Below are 16,651 nucleotides of genomic sequence, written 5' to 3'. Positions count from 1 at the left end.
AGCCTTCTCCCAGAGGGAGGAGGGGGTTCATTACTCCATCGAGAGAAGTAATGAAGTCCCTCTCCTAACAGGAGAGGTTAGGAGAGGTGAAAAACTTAGTATTTATAAGCGTCAGATTTGAACGGACCTTCAACTTGAACGCCAAGGTAATCCGCTTGCTCTTGAGTCAATGTTGTTAATACACCACCGAAACCTGCAACCATCGCAGCCGCTACTTCTTCGTCTAATTTCTTAGGAATCAGTTCTACGCGAATCGCTGCTTGTTTTTGATCTTCAGGAAGATCAGCAAATTTCTCAGCGAATAAGTGCATTTGACCTAAAACTTGGTTGGCAAATGAACCATCCATAATACGTGATGGGTGACCAGTCGCATTACCAAGGTTTACAAGACGGCCTTCAGAAAGAAGGATTAAGTAATCGTTTTCGTTTTCTGAACGGTATACTTGGTGAACTTGTGGCTTCACTTCAACCCATTTGTAACCACGTAAGTAAGCTGTGTCGATTTCAGTGTCGAAGTGACCGATGTTACATACCACAGCACCTGCTTTTAATGTGTCTAACATTGCAGCGTCACATACGTGATAGTTACCTGTTGTTGTTACGATCAGGTCAGTATTTTGAAGAAGGTCAAGATTGATGTCTTCTTTCTTACCTGTTTGTACGCCATTTTTGTATGGTGCAACAACTTCAAAACCGTCCATACATGCTTGCATTGCACAGATTGGATCGATTTCAGAAACGCGTACGATCATGCCTTCTTGACGAAGCGATTGTGCAGAACCTTTACCTACGTCACCGTAACCAATGACAAGTGCACGACGGCCAGATAAAAGCATATCTGTTGCACGTTTGATCGCATCATTTAGCGAGTGACGGCAACCGTATTTGTTGTCATTTTTAGACTTTGTTACTGAGTCATTTACGTTGATTGCAGGAACTTTCAACGTACCGTCACGGTGCATTTCGTAAAGACGTTGCACACCTGTTGTGGTTTCTTCAGTAATACCGTGGATTTTAGCAATCACTTCAGGATATTTTTCGTGAACAAGTGCAGTTAAATCACCGCCATCGTCCAGAATCATATTGGCATCCCAAGGCGTGCCATTTACATTAATTTGTTGCTCTAAGCACCATACGTATTCTTCTTCAGTTTCGCCTTTCCAAGCAAATACTGGAATACCCGCAGCAGCGATGGCAGCAGCAGCATGGTCTTGAGTAGAGAAGATGTTACAAGACGTCCAACGTACTTCAGCGCCAAGTTCTACCAAAGTTTCGATCAGAACCGCAGTTTGGATTGTCATGTGGATACAACCCAGGATTTTTGCGCCAGCAAGTGGTTTAGCAGCAGCATAACGCTTACGCAGGCCCATTAGGGCTGGCATTTCAGCTTCTGCAAGTTTGATTTCTTTACGGCCGTAGTCAGCCAGTGAAATATCGGCAACTTTATAATCTGTAAATGAAGCATTAACCGCGTTCATCACGATCTCCTTATAAAAAACAATAATTGATCATTCAGTTCGCGGATGCCGTTGTTGGTCTGTCTAGAAAAAGTTGGACCGATCGTCGAGCCTGGCGCTTTTACATTTCGTACCTGTAAAACGTCGCAGCATCCCTCGACTAGCGCAGTATTGTACTTGGAAATTAATTTGGTTCCAATCTGAAATTGTTTAATATCTGACTAATAAGAAAATTTGAGACTAAACTATGGCAGACAGCTTCGAATATCCAATTAAGGAATGGGCTGAAATTAAGGATGATTATGAGAATGGCAATTTAATTATTGGGAATGGGGCTAGTGTTGCTCTGCATCAAAAATTTCGTTTTGACTCTTTAAAAGAAGAAGCTGAAAAATTAAAACTTTTTAATGAGGATATATCTAAACTTTTTATCGAGTTTGGTACATGTGATTTTGAGTTAATTTTGAGATTAGTTTGGCATGCGAAGCTAGTAAATAAGCATTTAGGAATAATAGATGTAAAAATTGATTCAGCTTACGATAATATTAAAAATGCTTTAATCGAAGTTGTTAAAGAAGTTCATTGTGAACATGCTGAAATACTTGATCAATTACCTCAGTTATATCAATTTACAAGACGATTTAGAACAATAGTTTCTCTTAATTATGACTTAATCCTGTATTGGATTCTAATGTACGGAAATAGACATGAAGATGGGCATAAATTTAAAGATTGTTTTCAAGCAAACGGATTATTTAGGAATAATTGGCAAGATTTAAGAAATCCTATTCGTAGAGAAAGAGAAGTTACTTTAGCTTTTTATCAGCACGGCAACTTATCTATTTTTAGAAATGCAAAAAATATTGAAAACAAACTCCAGAGAGGAGATTTTGAAAGTTTATTGGAGGTTATTACTTCACAATGGAATGATGAAAAAATACCATTATTTGTAGCAGAAGGTACGGGTATTAAGAAATTAGAATCGATAAAAAGTAGCCCATATTTAAGTACAATCTTTTATGAAGTACTATCTAGCTTAATTACCAAAAAATCCAATTTGGTTATTTATGGGTGGGGCTTAGGTGAACAAGAGTGTCATTTAATCCAGCAAATTTTTAAACATGACACTGTGGGTAAAGTTGCTATCTCAACTTATTCTAAAGATCAAAATGAATGTCATCGTATCTTTTCTAGGCTAAAAGGTATTTCGGATAAAATAGAAGTAGAGTTTTTTGACAGTCAAAGTTCAGGTTGTTGGAATAACGCTTAATAAATAAAAAGCCCATCATATGATGGGCTTTTTATTTATTCTATTTCTTGCTCAATCTCATCTGCTTTCTGTGTCCAGTAATCTGCCTGGATGTCATCCGCTACGACACCAAGACCATTGGCATAAATAAAGGCAAGGTCACGCATGGCTTGAACTTCACCCCATTCAGCGGCCTGTTTTACCAGTGAAATAGACTTTTCGACATCTTTTTCAACGACATCACCACGACGGTAAAAACCAGCCAGTTCCAAGGTCGCCGCTGGATGTTTTTCAAAATTGGCTTTGCTGAGCCAGTAATAGGCTAACTCAAAATGAGCTTTGGAGTCTTCAGGATCTTCTTCCGCAATTTCCTTGGCATAAACTGTATAACCTTCACCGAGCCAGTACATGGCTTCAACCAAGCCACCATTGGCTGCTTTCAGCGCCCATTCTTCAGCCAGAATGATGTCATCTTCATGCTCGCTGTGCATATAAAGTTCAGCCAGTTCGAATTGTGCTTCGGCATTGCCTGCCAGTGCGCGGTTTGCCAGAGTGGCAGGGGGAGAAACACGCTCGGTCATGTCAAAATCTCAAAAATCTTTGCACGTAGATTAAAAGGTTCAAAATAAAAAAGCCAATCCGAAGACGGGCTTTTTATAAAAGAAATTGAATTAAACTTAGAAAAAACTAATCAAACCAGAAATGAGCGCAATGATAACAAAGCCGATGCTGATAACTGTGATCTTGGACTCCAGAAAAGTCAGGCTTAAACCCACAGCCAGAGCAGAAAATGTCAATGCTCCTAGCCAGTAACTCAGCATATTACCCACCGTACCCATCAACAGGCATAGAATCAGTGCAATAATGAGCAATACCCAGCCAACCAAGGTGGCTAGTCGGGTTTTAGCTATATCTAGCTCTTTGCCAAATATCTTTTTTTGATGTTTGGACATAGAACTGGCCAAGGCGTTAAGGCCGAGGGCAGTCAGGGACCAAATCAATAAAAAGAAACTCATGACTCAGTCTCCACATTGGAAGCTCTGCCTTTTTTAACGGGTAAAACTTTATGGTTTTTCACTTTTTTCCAGGCAAGCCAGAACACAACAGCTAGTAGCCACATGGCCAGATCAAAGCTCGCAATGACCCATTGACCATTGGCAATGGTATTCCAGATTGGCTGACCACCGGTCAGGAAATTAATCACTGGCAACAGAGAAAATAAAGTAGTTGCCAATACTAGTAACTCTAACCAAGCCTGACGATGAGTCCGGATCATGGCATAGCAGAAAGTCAGGGCCCATACTATAAAAAAGGTACGGATTTCCCAGTTGGCACGCATTTCCAGTTCCACCGGAATAAAACGATTGGCATAGAAGTAAGCGGCACAGGCAATAGGCAGACCGATAATTGCTGCGATATTGGTCACTTCCACCGTACGATAACCAAAGGATTTATAGCCCTGTTTCTGCTGTTGCGGTGCACGTTTCACACACCATAGAATCAGACCAGTAGCGATCATTAGTGTGCCGACAATACCAGAAAGAAACAGTAACCAGCGCAGGGCGAGATCCACACCGCGTGCTTCATGCAGTGAAGTCACCACGTTATAGATGCCATTCGCGACTGAAGGTGTTTTTAGTTCGGTTTGATCCGGTTTGAGCGCACCAGTTACGCCGTTGAATTCCAGACTTGGGTACACGCTACGATAGGCAACACTAACACCATTCAGAGCACGTAATTCAATTTCAGCTTGGCTGGTATTTGGCCGAATAATGGTGATGGTACCAATCGGATTGTTATTCCATTCTTTTTCCGCAGCTGCCAGAACCGGTGTTAGATTAGTTAAAGGCGCTGGATGGGCAGGGCGATCTTCATCACGGGATCGACGACCTGCACCGCGTTTCCCACGTGCTTCACCATCGCTTCGAGGACGATGTTGTTCACCTTCAGTACGGCTTTCACCACGTCCAGCCCTTTCGCCATCACCTTCACCACGCCCTTCACGAGATTCAGTTGCTGTACTATTATCCTGAACTAAAATTTTACGCTGATCTTGCAGGAAGGCACCACGATTTTCATAAATCTGGTTCACCCCCCAAGGCATGATGGTAAATAACAGCAGCAATAAGCCACTGAAAGTAATCATAATATGGAAGGGTAATGCAAATACTGCGGTTGCATTGTGTGCATCTAACCATGAACGTTGCCCTTTACCCGGACGGAAAGTAAAGAAATCCTTAAAGATTTTCTTATGAGTAATAATTCCGCTGATGATTGCAACGAGCATCAGTAGGGTGGCTATGCCGACAATCCAGCGCGCCCACATACGTGGCATACCATATAAATCAAAATGAAAACGGTACAGGAAACCACCACCACGGGTTTCGCGTGCTTCTAGTACGTCACCGGTTGCACTGTCCAAAGTAATTCGTGTTCCGCCGCGGCGTGCACGAGGATCTTCATCCGCGCCACGGATATTGATCGTGGTGTAGTTCTGACGAGTATGTGGCAGCTGAATGGCCCAGCTGCCCGCATCAGGATGATTTTTTTGTAAATAGTCTAGAGCTACCCGAGTTTGTTCAATCTGTGTGGCTTGTGGAACAGACTGATGTAACTCTGGTTTCATCCAGATGGTAATTTCATTCTGGAAAAAACTTAATGTTCCTGTCAGGAAAATTGCATAAAGCAACCAGCCCAAGATTAAACTGGCCCAAGTATGCAGCCATGACATCGACTGGCGTGGACCTTCATGTTTGGCGTCTGGTCTCATCTTATTTCCCTAAAAAATGATAGGCGATATAGAACAGTAGGGTAGGAATCAAAATGCCCAGCGTCGCTTTTAGGGTTTTATTGACCATAAACACCCAGATGAAAGCACCTGTTTGTAACAGAAAGCCGATTAGAGTGGCAGACATGGCGGCACTGCTTTGATAATCACTAAAGTATTTGGCAATAGCCATGGCTGCAAAGGATGCCAAAGCATATCCTCCCAATGCAGCCAGCATAAAACGGTAGAAAATCATAAAGCGATAAGCTATGAGTTGAGACTGTGCTTTCTTTTTAGGTCTGTTGACTCGATTCGGTACAGCTAAATTTTCAGTAGCTGTAAGCTCCATATGAGGACTGTTCATCATTGAAAATATTGTCGATTGGATAGAAATAATTTAATGATGCGAATGATAACAATTATTATTTGTATTTTAAATAATAATTTCCCAAAGAATCTTTGATAGCAGAATTAATCCAGGGGGAAGTGCTTTTGGATAGCTCAACAAGTTCTAGTTAAATCGAGAATGAATGTGTAGGTTTTAAGTCTATAAAACAAAACAGCGGCTCGAGGGCCGCTGTTTTATTGAAGACAATAAGGTGTTAGCTTTCTTGCTGAATACCAGCAACCAACCAATCTTGTTGAGAACCAGCCGGTTTTACAAAGTGCCAAATTTCAGCAAATGGCTGTGGCAGACTGTTCAGGTCTTCACTCACAGTACCGGTAAAGCGTACGCTCACAATGTATTGACCATTTTCTGTAGATGACTCAGCCACCATTGCATTCAGGTTAGAGAACTCAGCAACGTCTTGATCCTGATTCGCCATAATGTCGTTATACATAGACTGATACAGGTCAGGCGTCAGGTAACGTTGAATTTCGGAAATATTACTTGCCGTATTCATTGACTGAATGTGATTGAAACGCTGACGCGCAACACGCAAGAATGCAGCAGGTTCAGTCCCATCAGGAAGCTGGTTACCACTGTTGGTAGATGCTGAACCAAACGGTGCGCTCGCTGGTGCTGAACCAAATGGTGCATTGTTGGCCGGTGCATTACCACCTACATTCTGACCAAAGATATTGGTGTTATCACCACCGCGAGATGCAGCAGGGGTTTGACCAAATGGTGCTGATTGACCAGCACCACTGTTTGGCGCGAATGGATTGCTAGAAGCTACTTTTTTTTTTGCGCCCATCTTACGGAAAATGAAGAAGGCGCCAGCTGCAGCAAGTAAGATCCAGATCCAGCCTGGGATGCCGCCTTGTTCTTCTTCTTGAACAGCTTCAACTTGTGCTTGAGATGCCGCATTGTTGTCATCTGCCAAAGCATTTGCAGCAACCGCACCAATCGCAGCACCCGCTACACCCGCAGCAACCATACCACCCACACCAGGGCCAGATTTTTGCTGAGTTGCAGCACCCGCTGTCGGCGCTTGTTGAGCAGGCGCTGTTTGACGAGGCTGTTGATAAGACTGAGTCGGTGCAGCAGAACGTTGCATACCATGGCTTTTACCACCACCGGCACGTTTTGCTTCAGCCGCTAAAGGCACAACCAATAGTGCAGCAGTTAAGAAACCTGCGATCAAACCACGCTGTCGAACTTCCATTCAATTTTCCTATGCTAAAAAATATATTTGAACACTCTATTTATATAGGCTTTACATGGAATTTCAATCAAAAAACTGTATTTTTTTACCGAAATTCCAAATTTAGTAGTACCAGCTAAATCTTACAGTTCATCACTCAATGTCATGGCTTCGCTAAGGGCTTCATGCAGACGGGCAACCGCAATAAAGCGTACACCGGGTATTTCTTTTTGCGGGGCATTGGCACGTGGCAGGATAATGTATTTAAAACCATGCTTGATGGCTTCTTTCAGACGTTCCTGACCATTGGGTACCGGACGGATTTCCCCAGACAAGCCCACTTCCCCAAACACAGCCAGTTGCTGCGGCAGGGCTTTACCACGAATACTCGATGCACAAGCGAGGAGAACGGCCAAGTCAGAACCCGTCTCGGTAATTTTTAAACCACCCACAATATTGACATAGACATCCTGACCAGAGGTTTGCACGCCGCCATGACGATGCATTACCGCTAACAGCATATTCAGGCGGTTTTGTTCCAGACCTAAGGCCACACGACGCGGTTGACCATGTGCATCATCGACCAATGCCTGAACTTCAACCAGCAGTGGTCGGGTACCTTCACGGCTGATCATCACAATTGAACCGGGAATGGCTTCATCATAACGACTCAGAAAAATCGCAGATGGGTTGGATACTTCACGCAAACCTTTGTCGGTCATGCCGAATACACCAAGTTCATTCACTGCACCAAAACGGTTTTTTACTGCGCGGATCATGCGGTAACGTGAATCAGACTGACCTTCAAAATAGAGAACGCAGTCCACCATATGTTCCAGTACGCGTGGACCTGCCAGTGCACCTTCTTTGGTCACGTGACCAACAATAAATAGGGCAGTTCCGCTGTTTTTGGCAAAGCGGGTCAGCAGGGCTGCGGACTCACGAATCTGAGATACGCCACCCGGTGCAGACTGCAAGGTTTCAGTATAAAGCGTTTGAATCGAGTCGAGGATTGCAACCGCAGGACGTTCCTGAGCAAGTACTTCACAAATGCGTTCGACACAGGTTTCTGCCATGACTTTGAGATGTTCAGTTGGCAAGTCCAGACGCTGGGCACGCAATGCTACCTGAGATAAGGATTCTTCACCTGTCACATAAAGTGCTGAACTATTACCCGCTGCCATATGTGTGGCAGTTTGTAGCAGGATAGTGGATTTACCAATCCCCGGATCACCACCAATCAGAACTACGGAACCTGTCACCAGACCACCGCCCAGAACCCGGTCGAATTCTCCAATTCCTGTCGGCATGCGACTTTCATGTGAAACAGAAACTTTATTCAGCGTGGTAATCGCAGCGGCCTGACCAGCATAACCGCCAATTTTAGGCTGGGCACGATGAGTTACCGCAGGAGCAATGTTGACTTCCAGCAAGCTGTTCCACTCACCACATTCAGCGCACTGACCAGACCATTTAGGATGGTCTGCACCACATTGCTCACAACGATAGACACTTTTTGCTTTAGCCATAGTTTCCGAAAAACAAGATTGGGAATAGGGCTACAGCATAGCGGTGAATGCGACTGAAAACCAAGATCTTTGCCTGAAAAATTCGCTGTTTTACGTCAGCATGTGACGTCCCTGCATCTGCTACTCTACATGAGTATCCAATACACCCTATAATGAGCTGAATCATCACGGAAACAGGAAACCGGACATGCCACAACTTATGCAACATATTGATGCAATCGCACGTGAAAAAGACCGTGATGTATTATTTGTACATTTTGAAGATTATGAACATGAAAATGTAGATGCAGAATCTTATCATTTGCGCCAGAATTTGATGGAATGGCTGGAGCAACGACAAATTGGTTTTGCAGCATGTATGGGAATTGAACAGCCCGGCGTGATTGAAAGCTATTCAGGTGATCTTTATATCGATGTGCCATTTGATGAAGCCAACCCGACCTATCAAATGCTGAGTGACCATCTGGAAGATGCCGAAGGGGAAATGAAAATTCCTGGTGTACTATTTTTTGTATTGTCTCTAGAAACTGCGCTTGAGATTGAAGCGGACCGAGAGGAATTTCTAAATCTCAATCAGAAGCATGATGAAGATGAATTTTCTGGCCGTCTGAACTGATTTTATTTAGAGCATTAAGATATAAAAAAGCCACTATAAAGGTGGCTTTTTTATTGAGGACTTTAGATTGTATTAATACAGCTCACCAGACTTGCGTCGTGCAATGAAGTCTTTCGATTCTTTGGCAATCACACCTGAAAGCAGTAACAAGCCGATCAAGTTCGGAATCGCCATCAGACCGTTGAAGGTATCGGCAAATAGCCAGACCAGATCCAGGGTAGCTATACAGCCAATGAATACTGTCGCAATGTAAATAATCCGGTAAGGCAGAACGAATTTTTCACCGAGCAGGTAGGTTGCACATTTTTCGCCGTAGTAGCTCCAGCCTAGAATCGTGGAGTAGGCAAAGAAGATAATGCCGAAAGTCACGACCCAACCACCAACGCCCGGTAGCAGTTTGTCGAATACACCGATGGTCAGTACCGCACCAGTTTGACCACCAAAGTCATTGCCAGCCATGATAAAGCCCATCACCAGCACAATACCGGTAATCGAACAGACAATAATGGTATCAATAAAGGTACCTGTCATCGATACCAGACCCTGACGAGCCGGGTGATCCGTTTTTGCTGCTGCAGCAGCAATCGGTGCTGAACCCATACCGGCTTCATTCGAGAATACACCACGTGCCACACCGTAGCGAATCGCTGCACCAATAGCGCCACCAACTGCTGCTTCACCGGTGAATGCATAGGTAAAGATCATTTTCAGGGCAGGGCCAACCAGCTCCAGATTGTTAAAAATAATGATCAGACCGCCCGCGACATAACCAATCGCCATGATCGGTACAATAAAGGAAGAAGCTCTGGCAATGGATTTAATCCCGCCTAGAATCACCAGTGCAGAAAAAGCTGTGATGATCACGCCTGTAATCCAGGTTTCCAGACCAAAACCATTTTCAACGGCCAGTGCTACAGTATTAGACTGTACCGAGCTGCCGATCCCGAAAGAGGCAACAGCACCAAAAAATGCGAAAATTAAGGCTAGCCATTTCCATTTCAGGCCGCGTTCGATGTAATACATCGGACCGCCAGACATTTCACCTTTCTCATTTTTTACCCGGTATTTTACCGCCAGAACGCCTTCGCCATATTTGGTCGCCATACCGAACAGGGCAGTCATCCACATCCAGAAAACTGCACCTGGGCCACCCAAGACACAGGCAGTTGCCACGCCTGCAATATTACCGGTACCAATGGTGGCAGAAAGGGCGGTCATGAGTGAGCTAAACTGGGAAATATCGCCTTCGTGGGAAGGGTGTTTGCCAAAAACCTGTTTAAAGGCCAGTGGCAACATACGGAATTGCCAGAAAAGTAATCGGAAAGTAAGGAATACGCCAGTACCGACAATCAGTACCAGCATATATGGACCCCAGACCCAACCACTGAGGGTTTCCATGATGCTTTGTAAATTTTGCATAAAGTTCTTCTTATTCGTCCTGAGTATCAGTTTAAAGTTCACTTAATTTTAATCAAGCAAATGACATGCCAGACGTGCTCATCCTCAGCACTATTCACGACATTTTTATAGGTTTATTTTTTACACAGTTTCGGAACTTTTACAACAAATATGCAGGAAATTTATCCAGAGCTTCTACGACTAAAGAGAACCTATTCGTTATATAAGAAAAATAAATTAACTTTTAAGATTAAGTGGAAAATACAAATGATGCGAATTTTCTTTTTGTATTCCCCCTTTTTTGCGTTAATTTGTCGCGATTAGACATCGAAGTTGAAAAATAATGTCAGGTCATCATACTGGTTCGCCGTCCGAAAACGGCGAGCTGCAGCGTAGTTTATCCAATCGACACCTGCAGCTGATTGCGATTGGAGGTGCTATTGGTACCGGCCTATTTATGGGCTCAGGTAAAACCATTAGTCTGGCAGGGCCTTCGATTCTGGTGATCTATATGATCATCGGTTTCATGGTATTTCTCGTGATGCGTGCATTGGGCGAGTTATTACTGTCAAATTTACAATATAAGTCATTTATCGACTTCTCTACGGATCTGATCGGACCATGGGCGGGCTATTTTGTCGGCTGGACCTACTGGTTATGCTGGATTACGATCGGAATCGCCGACCTGTCTGCGATTATTTATTATTTACAGTTTTTTAATAATGGTCTCCCATTTACCCCAGGCGAAGGGGTATTCATCAGTATCGCCTCTATTGTCTTTATCATGGGGCTGAATCTGGCCACCGTGAAGCTCTTTGGTGAAATGGAATTCTGGTTCGCCCTGATCAAAATTATTGCGATTGTAGTACTGATTGCGGTTGGCCTGTGGATGATTTTCACCGGCTTTACCAATGATGCCGGTACGGTCGCATCCTTTGCGCACATCTGGGATCATGGTGGTTTGTTCCCGACGGGTGCTATGGGTTTCTTGGCTGGTTTCCAGATTGCGATTTTTGCCTTTGTGGGTGTTGAGCTTGTAGGTACCACGGCTGCGGAAACCAAAGACCCGGAGCGTAACCTGCCAAAAGCGGTGAACTCGATTCCGATCCGTATCATTATTTTCTATGTGCTTGCTCTGGTTATTGTGATGTCAGTGACGCCGTGGGATCAGATTAATCCAAGCGTTTCTCCGTTTGTGAACCTGTTTAGCCAAGCGGGTATTGCAGCCGCTGCGATCATCATGAATCTGGTGGTGCTGTCATCGGTAATGTCTTCGATGAACAGCGGTGTGTTCTCGACCAGTCGTATGCTGTTCGGTCTGTCGCGTGAAGAACAGGCACCGAAAGCTTTCGGTCGTTTGAACCCGCGTGCAGTGCCTGCCAATGCACTGTATTTCTCTGCAGTCTGCTTATTATTAGGCGCGGCATTACAGTATTTTGTACCGAATACGGTTGAGGCGTTTACATTGGCGACGACATTATCAACCATCCTGTTTATCTGTGTATGGCTGATGATCATCTGGAGTTATATGATCTATTACCGTACCCGTCCAGAGCTGCATGCGAAATCTGTATTCAAGCTGCCTGGTGGTTTGGTGACATGCTGGGTCGTGATCATTTTCTTTATTGGCATGATTGGTGTGCTGGCATTAGAAGATGATACTCGCCGTGCTTTGATGGTCAGTCCGATCTGGTTCATTCTGCTGATTCTGGGCTATTTAGGCTTCTATAAACAGAAACATAAATAATCCATATCAATAAAAACGTCAGCGATCTGCTGGCGTTTTTTTTTGTCTAAAGATACTCTCTAGCGTTTAACGCTTTGGTCATAGCGAATGATCGCGTTATACTTCATCGAAACTATTCAATTAGGTGGTCAGATGCGCCAAGTCATTTGCTACATCAGTATCTTAGCAACAGGTCTTGCTCTTGCAGGTTGTGGTCAGTCAGGTGCCTTGCACTTGCCGAATGATCCGGATTACGACAAGCGTGCCAAGTATTTGTTATATAAAAATGCCGAAACTGAGCCTAAAACTTCCGATGAAGAACGGGATGCACCTGTGCAAAAACAGTTTGCTGCACCCGAATCATCAGATTCAACGACTACACCTTAACGCTTTCAAAGAAAGGATACCTTCATGAGTTTCACCCGCATTAATGGGGTATTGCATGCCGAGCAATGTTCACTGCAACAGCTGGCAGAGCAATTTGGCACACCACTCTATGTTTATTCAAAAGCGACTTTTGAAAAGCATTATCTGGACATGGACCGTGCATTTGACTTTATTGATCATCAGATCTGTTTTGCGGTGAAGTCAAACTCAAATCTTGCGGTATTGAATGTATTGGCAAAGCAAGGTGCAGGTTTTGACATCGTCACAGGCGGAGAGCTGGCACGTGTGCTGAAAGCCGGTGGTGAACCCTCTAAAATTGTATTCTCGGGTCTAGGTAAATCAGAAGCGGACATCAAGAAAGCGCTAGAAGTCGGTATTGCCTGCTTTAACGTAGAATCTTATGCCGAGCTGGATCGTATTCAGAAAGTTGCGGCGGAACTGGGCGTGAAAGCACCAATTTCTCTACGTGTGAATCCAGATGTGGATGCTAAAACCCATCCTTACATTTCAACGGGTCTGAAAGAAAATAAATTCGGCATTCCATCGGATAGCGTATTTGAAACTTATCAGTATGCAGCGTCATTAGCCAACCTTGATGTAGTCGGAATCGACTGCCATATCGGTTCGCAGCTGACTGAAACCCAACCGTTTGTGGATGCACTGGATCGTATCATTGTCATGATCAACCAGTTAAAAGAACTGGGAATCAACCTTAAACACATCGATATCGGTGGTGGTCTGGGTGTGACTTATAAAGATGAGACCCCACCATCTGTTCAAGAATATGCCAATGCGCTGCGTCCGGCTTTAGAAAAGTTGGGCCTAAAAGTGTATATGGAACCAGGCCGTAGTATTTCTGCCAATGCAGGCGTACTACTGACCAAAGTGGATCTACTTAAACCGACCAATCATCGCAATTTCGCAATTATCGATGCAGCAATGAATGACTTGATTCGCCCAGCTTTATATGAAGCTTGGATGGATATTCAGTCTGTGACACCGCGAAACGATGTCGAAGCGAAAGAATGGGATGTGGTGGGCGCAATTTGTGAAACAGGTGATTTCCTGGGTAAAGAGCGTGAGCTTGCCATCAAGGAAAATGACGTACTAGCAGTACTCGGTGCCGGTGCGTATGGTTTTGTGATGAGCTCGAATTACAATAGCCGTGGCCGTGCTGCTGAAGTGATGGTTGATGCTGATCAGGCGCATCTGATTCGCGAACGTGAAACGATTGAATCACTGTGGGAACGTGAGCGTTTATTGCCTTAAGGAGACGGAATAATGTTACTTGAATTTACCAAGATGCATGGTCTGGGCAATGACTTTATGGTGGTTGACCTGATCAGCCAGCGTGCTTATCTGGATACCCTGACCATTCAACGTCTGGCGAATCGCAATTTTGGCATTGGGTTTGATCAGTTACTGATTGTAGAACCGCCTGATGTACCAAGTGCTGACTTTAAATACCGTATTTTCAATGCCGATGGTTCAGAAGTGGAGCAGTGCGGTAATGGCGTGCGCTGTTTTGCCCGTTTTGTGCATGAGCGTCAGCTGACGACAAAAACCAAAATTAAAGTACAGACTAAATCCGGCATTGTGGAACCTGAATTAGGTGCCAATGGCTGGGTGCGTGTAAATATGGGCTATCCAAAATTCTTGCCTCAGGAAATTCCATTCCTGGCAGATGAACTGGATAACCTGTATGACATCGATCTGGCGAATGATGAAAAGCTGACGATTGATGTAGTGAACATGGGTAATCCACATGCAGTAACGGTGGTACCGGATGTGATCAATGCTGATGTAGCTCGTATTGGTCCACAAGTAGAATCGCATGCGCGTTTCCCTGCACGTGTCAATGCTGGCTTTATGCAAATCATTGATGAAAAGCATGCGCGTTTACGTGTGTATGAGCGTGGTGTAGGTGAAACACTAGCATGTGGTACGGGTGCTTGTGCTGCTGCAGTCTCTGGTATGCGCCGTGGTCTACTTGCCAACAATGTCGAGATTGAACTGGCTGGCGGCAAGTTGCAGATTGAATGGAAAGAAGGTGATGTGGTCTGGATGACAGGTCCAACTGCAACCGTATATGAAGGTCGACTAGATCTGCGTTATTTCCAGGGTTAACTCAACCTGAATAGTTAAAAAGCACCATTCCGGAATGGTGCTTTTTTTATGCTAGGATAGATTGCATATTTATTCCAAAATGAATGAAATGAATCAGCTTGTATTTCTGCCCGGGGCATCAGGAAGCCGGAACTTCTGGCAACCCTTGATCACATCTCTAGATCCTGAACATTATCAAGTACTGGCTTATCCTGGCTTTGATGGCGTAGAGACACATCCGGATATCCAGAATTTAGGTGATTTACAGCACTATCTATCAGTTCAGATAGAAGATGACTCGATCTTGATAGCCCAGTCAATGGGTGGTGTTCTTGCAGTTGGCTTGGCATTGAGTCAGCCAGAAAAAGTCAAAGCACTGGTCTTGATTGCCACTTCAGGCGGTCTCAATTTGAAAGATTATGGCTGTGCAGATTGGCGTACAGATTATCGTGAACAGTATCAACATGTACCCGAGTGGTTTGTTGCAGACCAAACAGAATTTTCAGTAAAGCAGTTGGCTCAAATCCAAGTACCGGTATTATTGCTCTGGGGAGATCAGGATCCTTTAAGTACTGTTGCAGTTGGGGAGTATCTGGTAGAGGTTTTCGAGAATGCCCGATTGCATGTAATTAATGGTGGAGATCACCTGTTTGCATCTTCTCATGCTGAACAGGTGGGGAAGCTGATACAACCTTTTCTGAAACAATTAAAGGATGTTGAATATGCATCCTCATGAATTATTACCCATCTGGCTTAAAGAACGTGAAATCCAGAACCAGTCCAAACATACCTTGCAGGCCTATGAACGGGATGTTTCAGACTTTCTGAATTTTTGTCAGCGACATGCTTTAGCACTCGGGGATGTTGAATCTACTGATTTGCGCCAGTTTATGGCAGAAAAAGTCGAGCAACAGGGCCTAAGTTCCAGCAGCTTGCAGCGTCTACTTTCAGCAATTCGCCAGTTTATGAAATGGGCTGAACAGGCACAGCATCTCAGTTTTAATCCCGCAGATGATTTTCAGCTGAAGAGACAATCCAGACCTTTACCGGGGATGGTTGATATTGAAACCATCAATCAGATTCTGGATCAGCCTGAACCTGAGGGTGAGGTTCAGCAGCAGATGTGGAAGCGCGATAAAGCAATTCTGGAATTGCTTTATTCCAGTGGCTTACGTCTGGCTGAGGTACAAAGCCTCAGAATTAAAGATATTGACTTTAACCGTCAACTACTTCGTATTATCGGTAAAGGAAATAAAACCCGTATCGTACCATTTGGTTCCAAAGCCAAAGACAGTGTTATGGCATGGTTACAGATTTATCCTCTATGGCATGGTGATTTTATGCCAGAAGCAAATGTCTTTATTACTCAGAAGGGTAATCCACTAGGGGCAAGACAGATTGAAAATCGGGTCAAGCTTCAGGCACAACGGGCGGGTGTCAATGTTGACCTGCATCCACATCTGCTACGTCACTGTTTTGCCAGTCATATGTTATCCAATAGCCGAGACTTACGTGCAGTCCAAGAAATGCTGGGACATAGTAATCTGACCACAACCCAGATTTATACCCATGTGGATTTTGATCATCTGGCGCAGATTTATGATCAGGCGCATCCACGGGCACAGCATAAACCTGAAAATCTTAAATAATCAGGATTAAAAATATAAGTTGGCATAAAACTTTCATAAAGAATATTTATGCTGAGAGAAATGGAATGACCGTGGAGACTATTTCACCATGGTCTTATTCGTGAACAGCTAAAATTCAGGTATAACAAAAGAACAGAATTTAAGCTGACAAATAGGGTAGGGCTGAAAAGAGTTCAGC

General features: G+C 44.1%; 16 protein-coding genes. 8 read left to right on the top strand and 8 right to left on the bottom strand.

From position 1 onward, the window contains the following. Positions 1 to 95 precede the first annotated feature (95 nt). Entirely contained in the window at positions 96 to 1,478 is a 1,383-nt protein-coding gene (ahcY, locus tag IHE35_RS10220; RefSeq protein WP_242787280.1) for an adenosylhomocysteinase, read from the bottom strand. A 226-nt stretch (positions 1,479 to 1,704) separates the two neighbouring features. Between ahcY and IHE35_RS10215 the strand changes: the two genes are divergently transcribed. Next, positions 1,705 to 2,727 carry a DUF4917 family protein gene (locus tag IHE35_RS10215; RefSeq protein WP_242787279.1) on the top strand — a complete coding sequence of 341 codons (1,023 nt, stop codon included), beginning with the start codon at positions 1,705 to 1,707 and terminating at the stop codon, positions 2,725 to 2,727. A 35-nt stretch (positions 2,728 to 2,762) separates the two neighbouring features. Here the strand turns inward: IHE35_RS10215 and IHE35_RS10210 are convergent, their stop codons facing one another. The 6 genes from IHE35_RS10210 to radA form a co-directional block, all read right to left on the bottom strand. After that, a complete protein-coding gene (locus tag IHE35_RS10210; protein WP_242787278.1) occupies positions 2,763 to 3,287 on the bottom strand; it encodes a tetratricopeptide repeat protein in 525 nt (174 codons plus the stop codon). 96 nt (positions 3,288 to 3,383) lie between these two features. After that, entirely contained in the window at positions 3,384 to 3,722 is a 339-nt protein-coding gene (locus IHE35_RS10205) for a DUF3325 family protein (RefSeq protein WP_242787277.1), read from the bottom strand. Continuing rightward, on the bottom strand, positions 3,719 to 5,476 hold the full coding sequence (locus IHE35_RS10200) for a PepSY-associated TM helix domain-containing protein (protein ID WP_242787276.1): 1,758 nt from the start codon (positions 5,474 to 5,476) through the stop codon (positions 3,719 to 3,721). The genes IHE35_RS10205 and IHE35_RS10200 overlap by 4 nt, the downstream gene beginning before the upstream one ends. A 1-nt stretch (position 5,477) precedes the next feature. After that, a complete protein-coding gene (locus IHE35_RS10195; RefSeq protein WP_242787275.1) occupies positions 5,478 to 5,822 on the bottom strand; it encodes a hypothetical protein in 345 nt (114 codons plus the stop codon). Positions 5,823 to 6,075: 253 nt separating this feature from the next. Then, the gene (locus IHE35_RS10190) at positions 6,076 to 7,083 is read right to left on the bottom strand and encodes a TIM44-like domain-containing protein (RefSeq protein WP_242787274.1); all 1,008 of its coding nucleotides are present in this window, start codon (positions 7,081 to 7,083) and stop codon (positions 6,076 to 6,078) included. Between the two features lie 122 nt (positions 7,084 to 7,205). Further along, entirely contained in the window at positions 7,206 to 8,591 is a 1,386-nt protein-coding gene (gene radA, locus IHE35_RS10185; RefSeq protein ID WP_004815011.1) for a DNA repair protein RadA, read from the bottom strand. A gap of 187 nt (positions 8,592 to 8,778) precedes the next feature. Here radA and IHE35_RS10180 point away from each other — a divergent pair, with 187 nt between their 5' ends. Beyond that, a complete protein-coding gene (locus IHE35_RS10180) occupies positions 8,779 to 9,207 on the top strand; it encodes a hypothetical protein (protein WP_242787273.1) in 429 nt (142 codons plus the stop codon). A 72-nt stretch (positions 9,208 to 9,279) separates the two neighbouring features. Here IHE35_RS10180 and IHE35_RS10175 read toward each other — a convergent pair whose 3' ends face one another. Beyond that, on the bottom strand, positions 9,280 to 10,626 hold the full coding sequence (locus IHE35_RS10175) for a sodium:alanine symporter family protein (protein ID WP_004815015.1): 1,347 nt from the start codon (positions 10,624 to 10,626) through the stop codon (positions 9,280 to 9,282). Between the two features lie 322 nt (positions 10,627 to 10,948). On the opposite strand from IHE35_RS10175, the gene IHE35_RS10170 reads away from it, so the two are divergent. The 6 genes from IHE35_RS10170 to IHE35_RS10145 all read left to right on the top strand — a co-directional run bounded on the left by IHE35_RS10170 (position 10,949) and on the right by IHE35_RS10145 (position 16,473). Continuing rightward, positions 10,949 to 12,352 carry an amino acid permease gene (locus tag IHE35_RS10170; protein WP_242787272.1) on the top strand — a complete coding sequence of 468 codons (1,404 nt, stop codon included), beginning with the start codon at positions 10,949 to 10,951 and terminating at the stop codon, positions 12,350 to 12,352. A 132-nt stretch (positions 12,353 to 12,484) separates the two neighbouring features. Next, the gene (locus IHE35_RS10165; RefSeq protein ID WP_242789995.1) at positions 12,485 to 12,718 is read left to right on the top strand and encodes a lipoprotein; all 234 of its coding nucleotides are present in this window, start codon (positions 12,485 to 12,487) and stop codon (positions 12,716 to 12,718) included. A gap of 24 nt (positions 12,719 to 12,742) precedes the next feature. Next, a complete protein-coding gene (gene lysA, locus IHE35_RS10160) occupies positions 12,743 to 13,987 on the top strand; it encodes a diaminopimelate decarboxylase (protein ID WP_242787271.1) in 1,245 nt (414 codons plus the stop codon). A 12-nt stretch (positions 13,988 to 13,999) separates the two neighbouring features. Next, positions 14,000 to 14,845, top strand: coding sequence for a diaminopimelate epimerase (dapF, locus tag IHE35_RS10155; RefSeq protein WP_242787270.1), 846 nt, complete (start codon positions 14,000 to 14,002; stop codon positions 14,843 to 14,845). A gap of 88 nt (positions 14,846 to 14,933) precedes the next feature. Continuing rightward, positions 14,934 to 15,560: an alpha/beta hydrolase gene (locus tag IHE35_RS10150; protein WP_242787269.1), complete on the top strand. Its 627-nt coding sequence runs from the start codon at positions 14,934 to 14,936 to the stop codon at positions 15,558 to 15,560. Continuing rightward, positions 15,547 to 16,473: a tyrosine recombinase XerC gene (locus IHE35_RS10145; protein ID WP_242787268.1), complete on the top strand. Its 927-nt coding sequence runs from the start codon at positions 15,547 to 15,549 to the stop codon at positions 16,471 to 16,473. The genes IHE35_RS10150 and IHE35_RS10145 overlap by 14 nt, the downstream gene beginning before the upstream one ends. The last annotated feature ends 178 nt before the right edge of the window (positions 16,474 to 16,651 follow it).

It is taken from the genome of Acinetobacter sp. ASP199, assembly GCF_022700675.1.
GTDB lineage: Bacteria > Pseudomonadota > Gammaproteobacteria > Pseudomonadales > Moraxellaceae > Acinetobacter.
The sequence above is the reverse complement of the archived record's forward strand: the minus strand, read 5'-3'. Positions and strand labels throughout refer to the sequence as shown.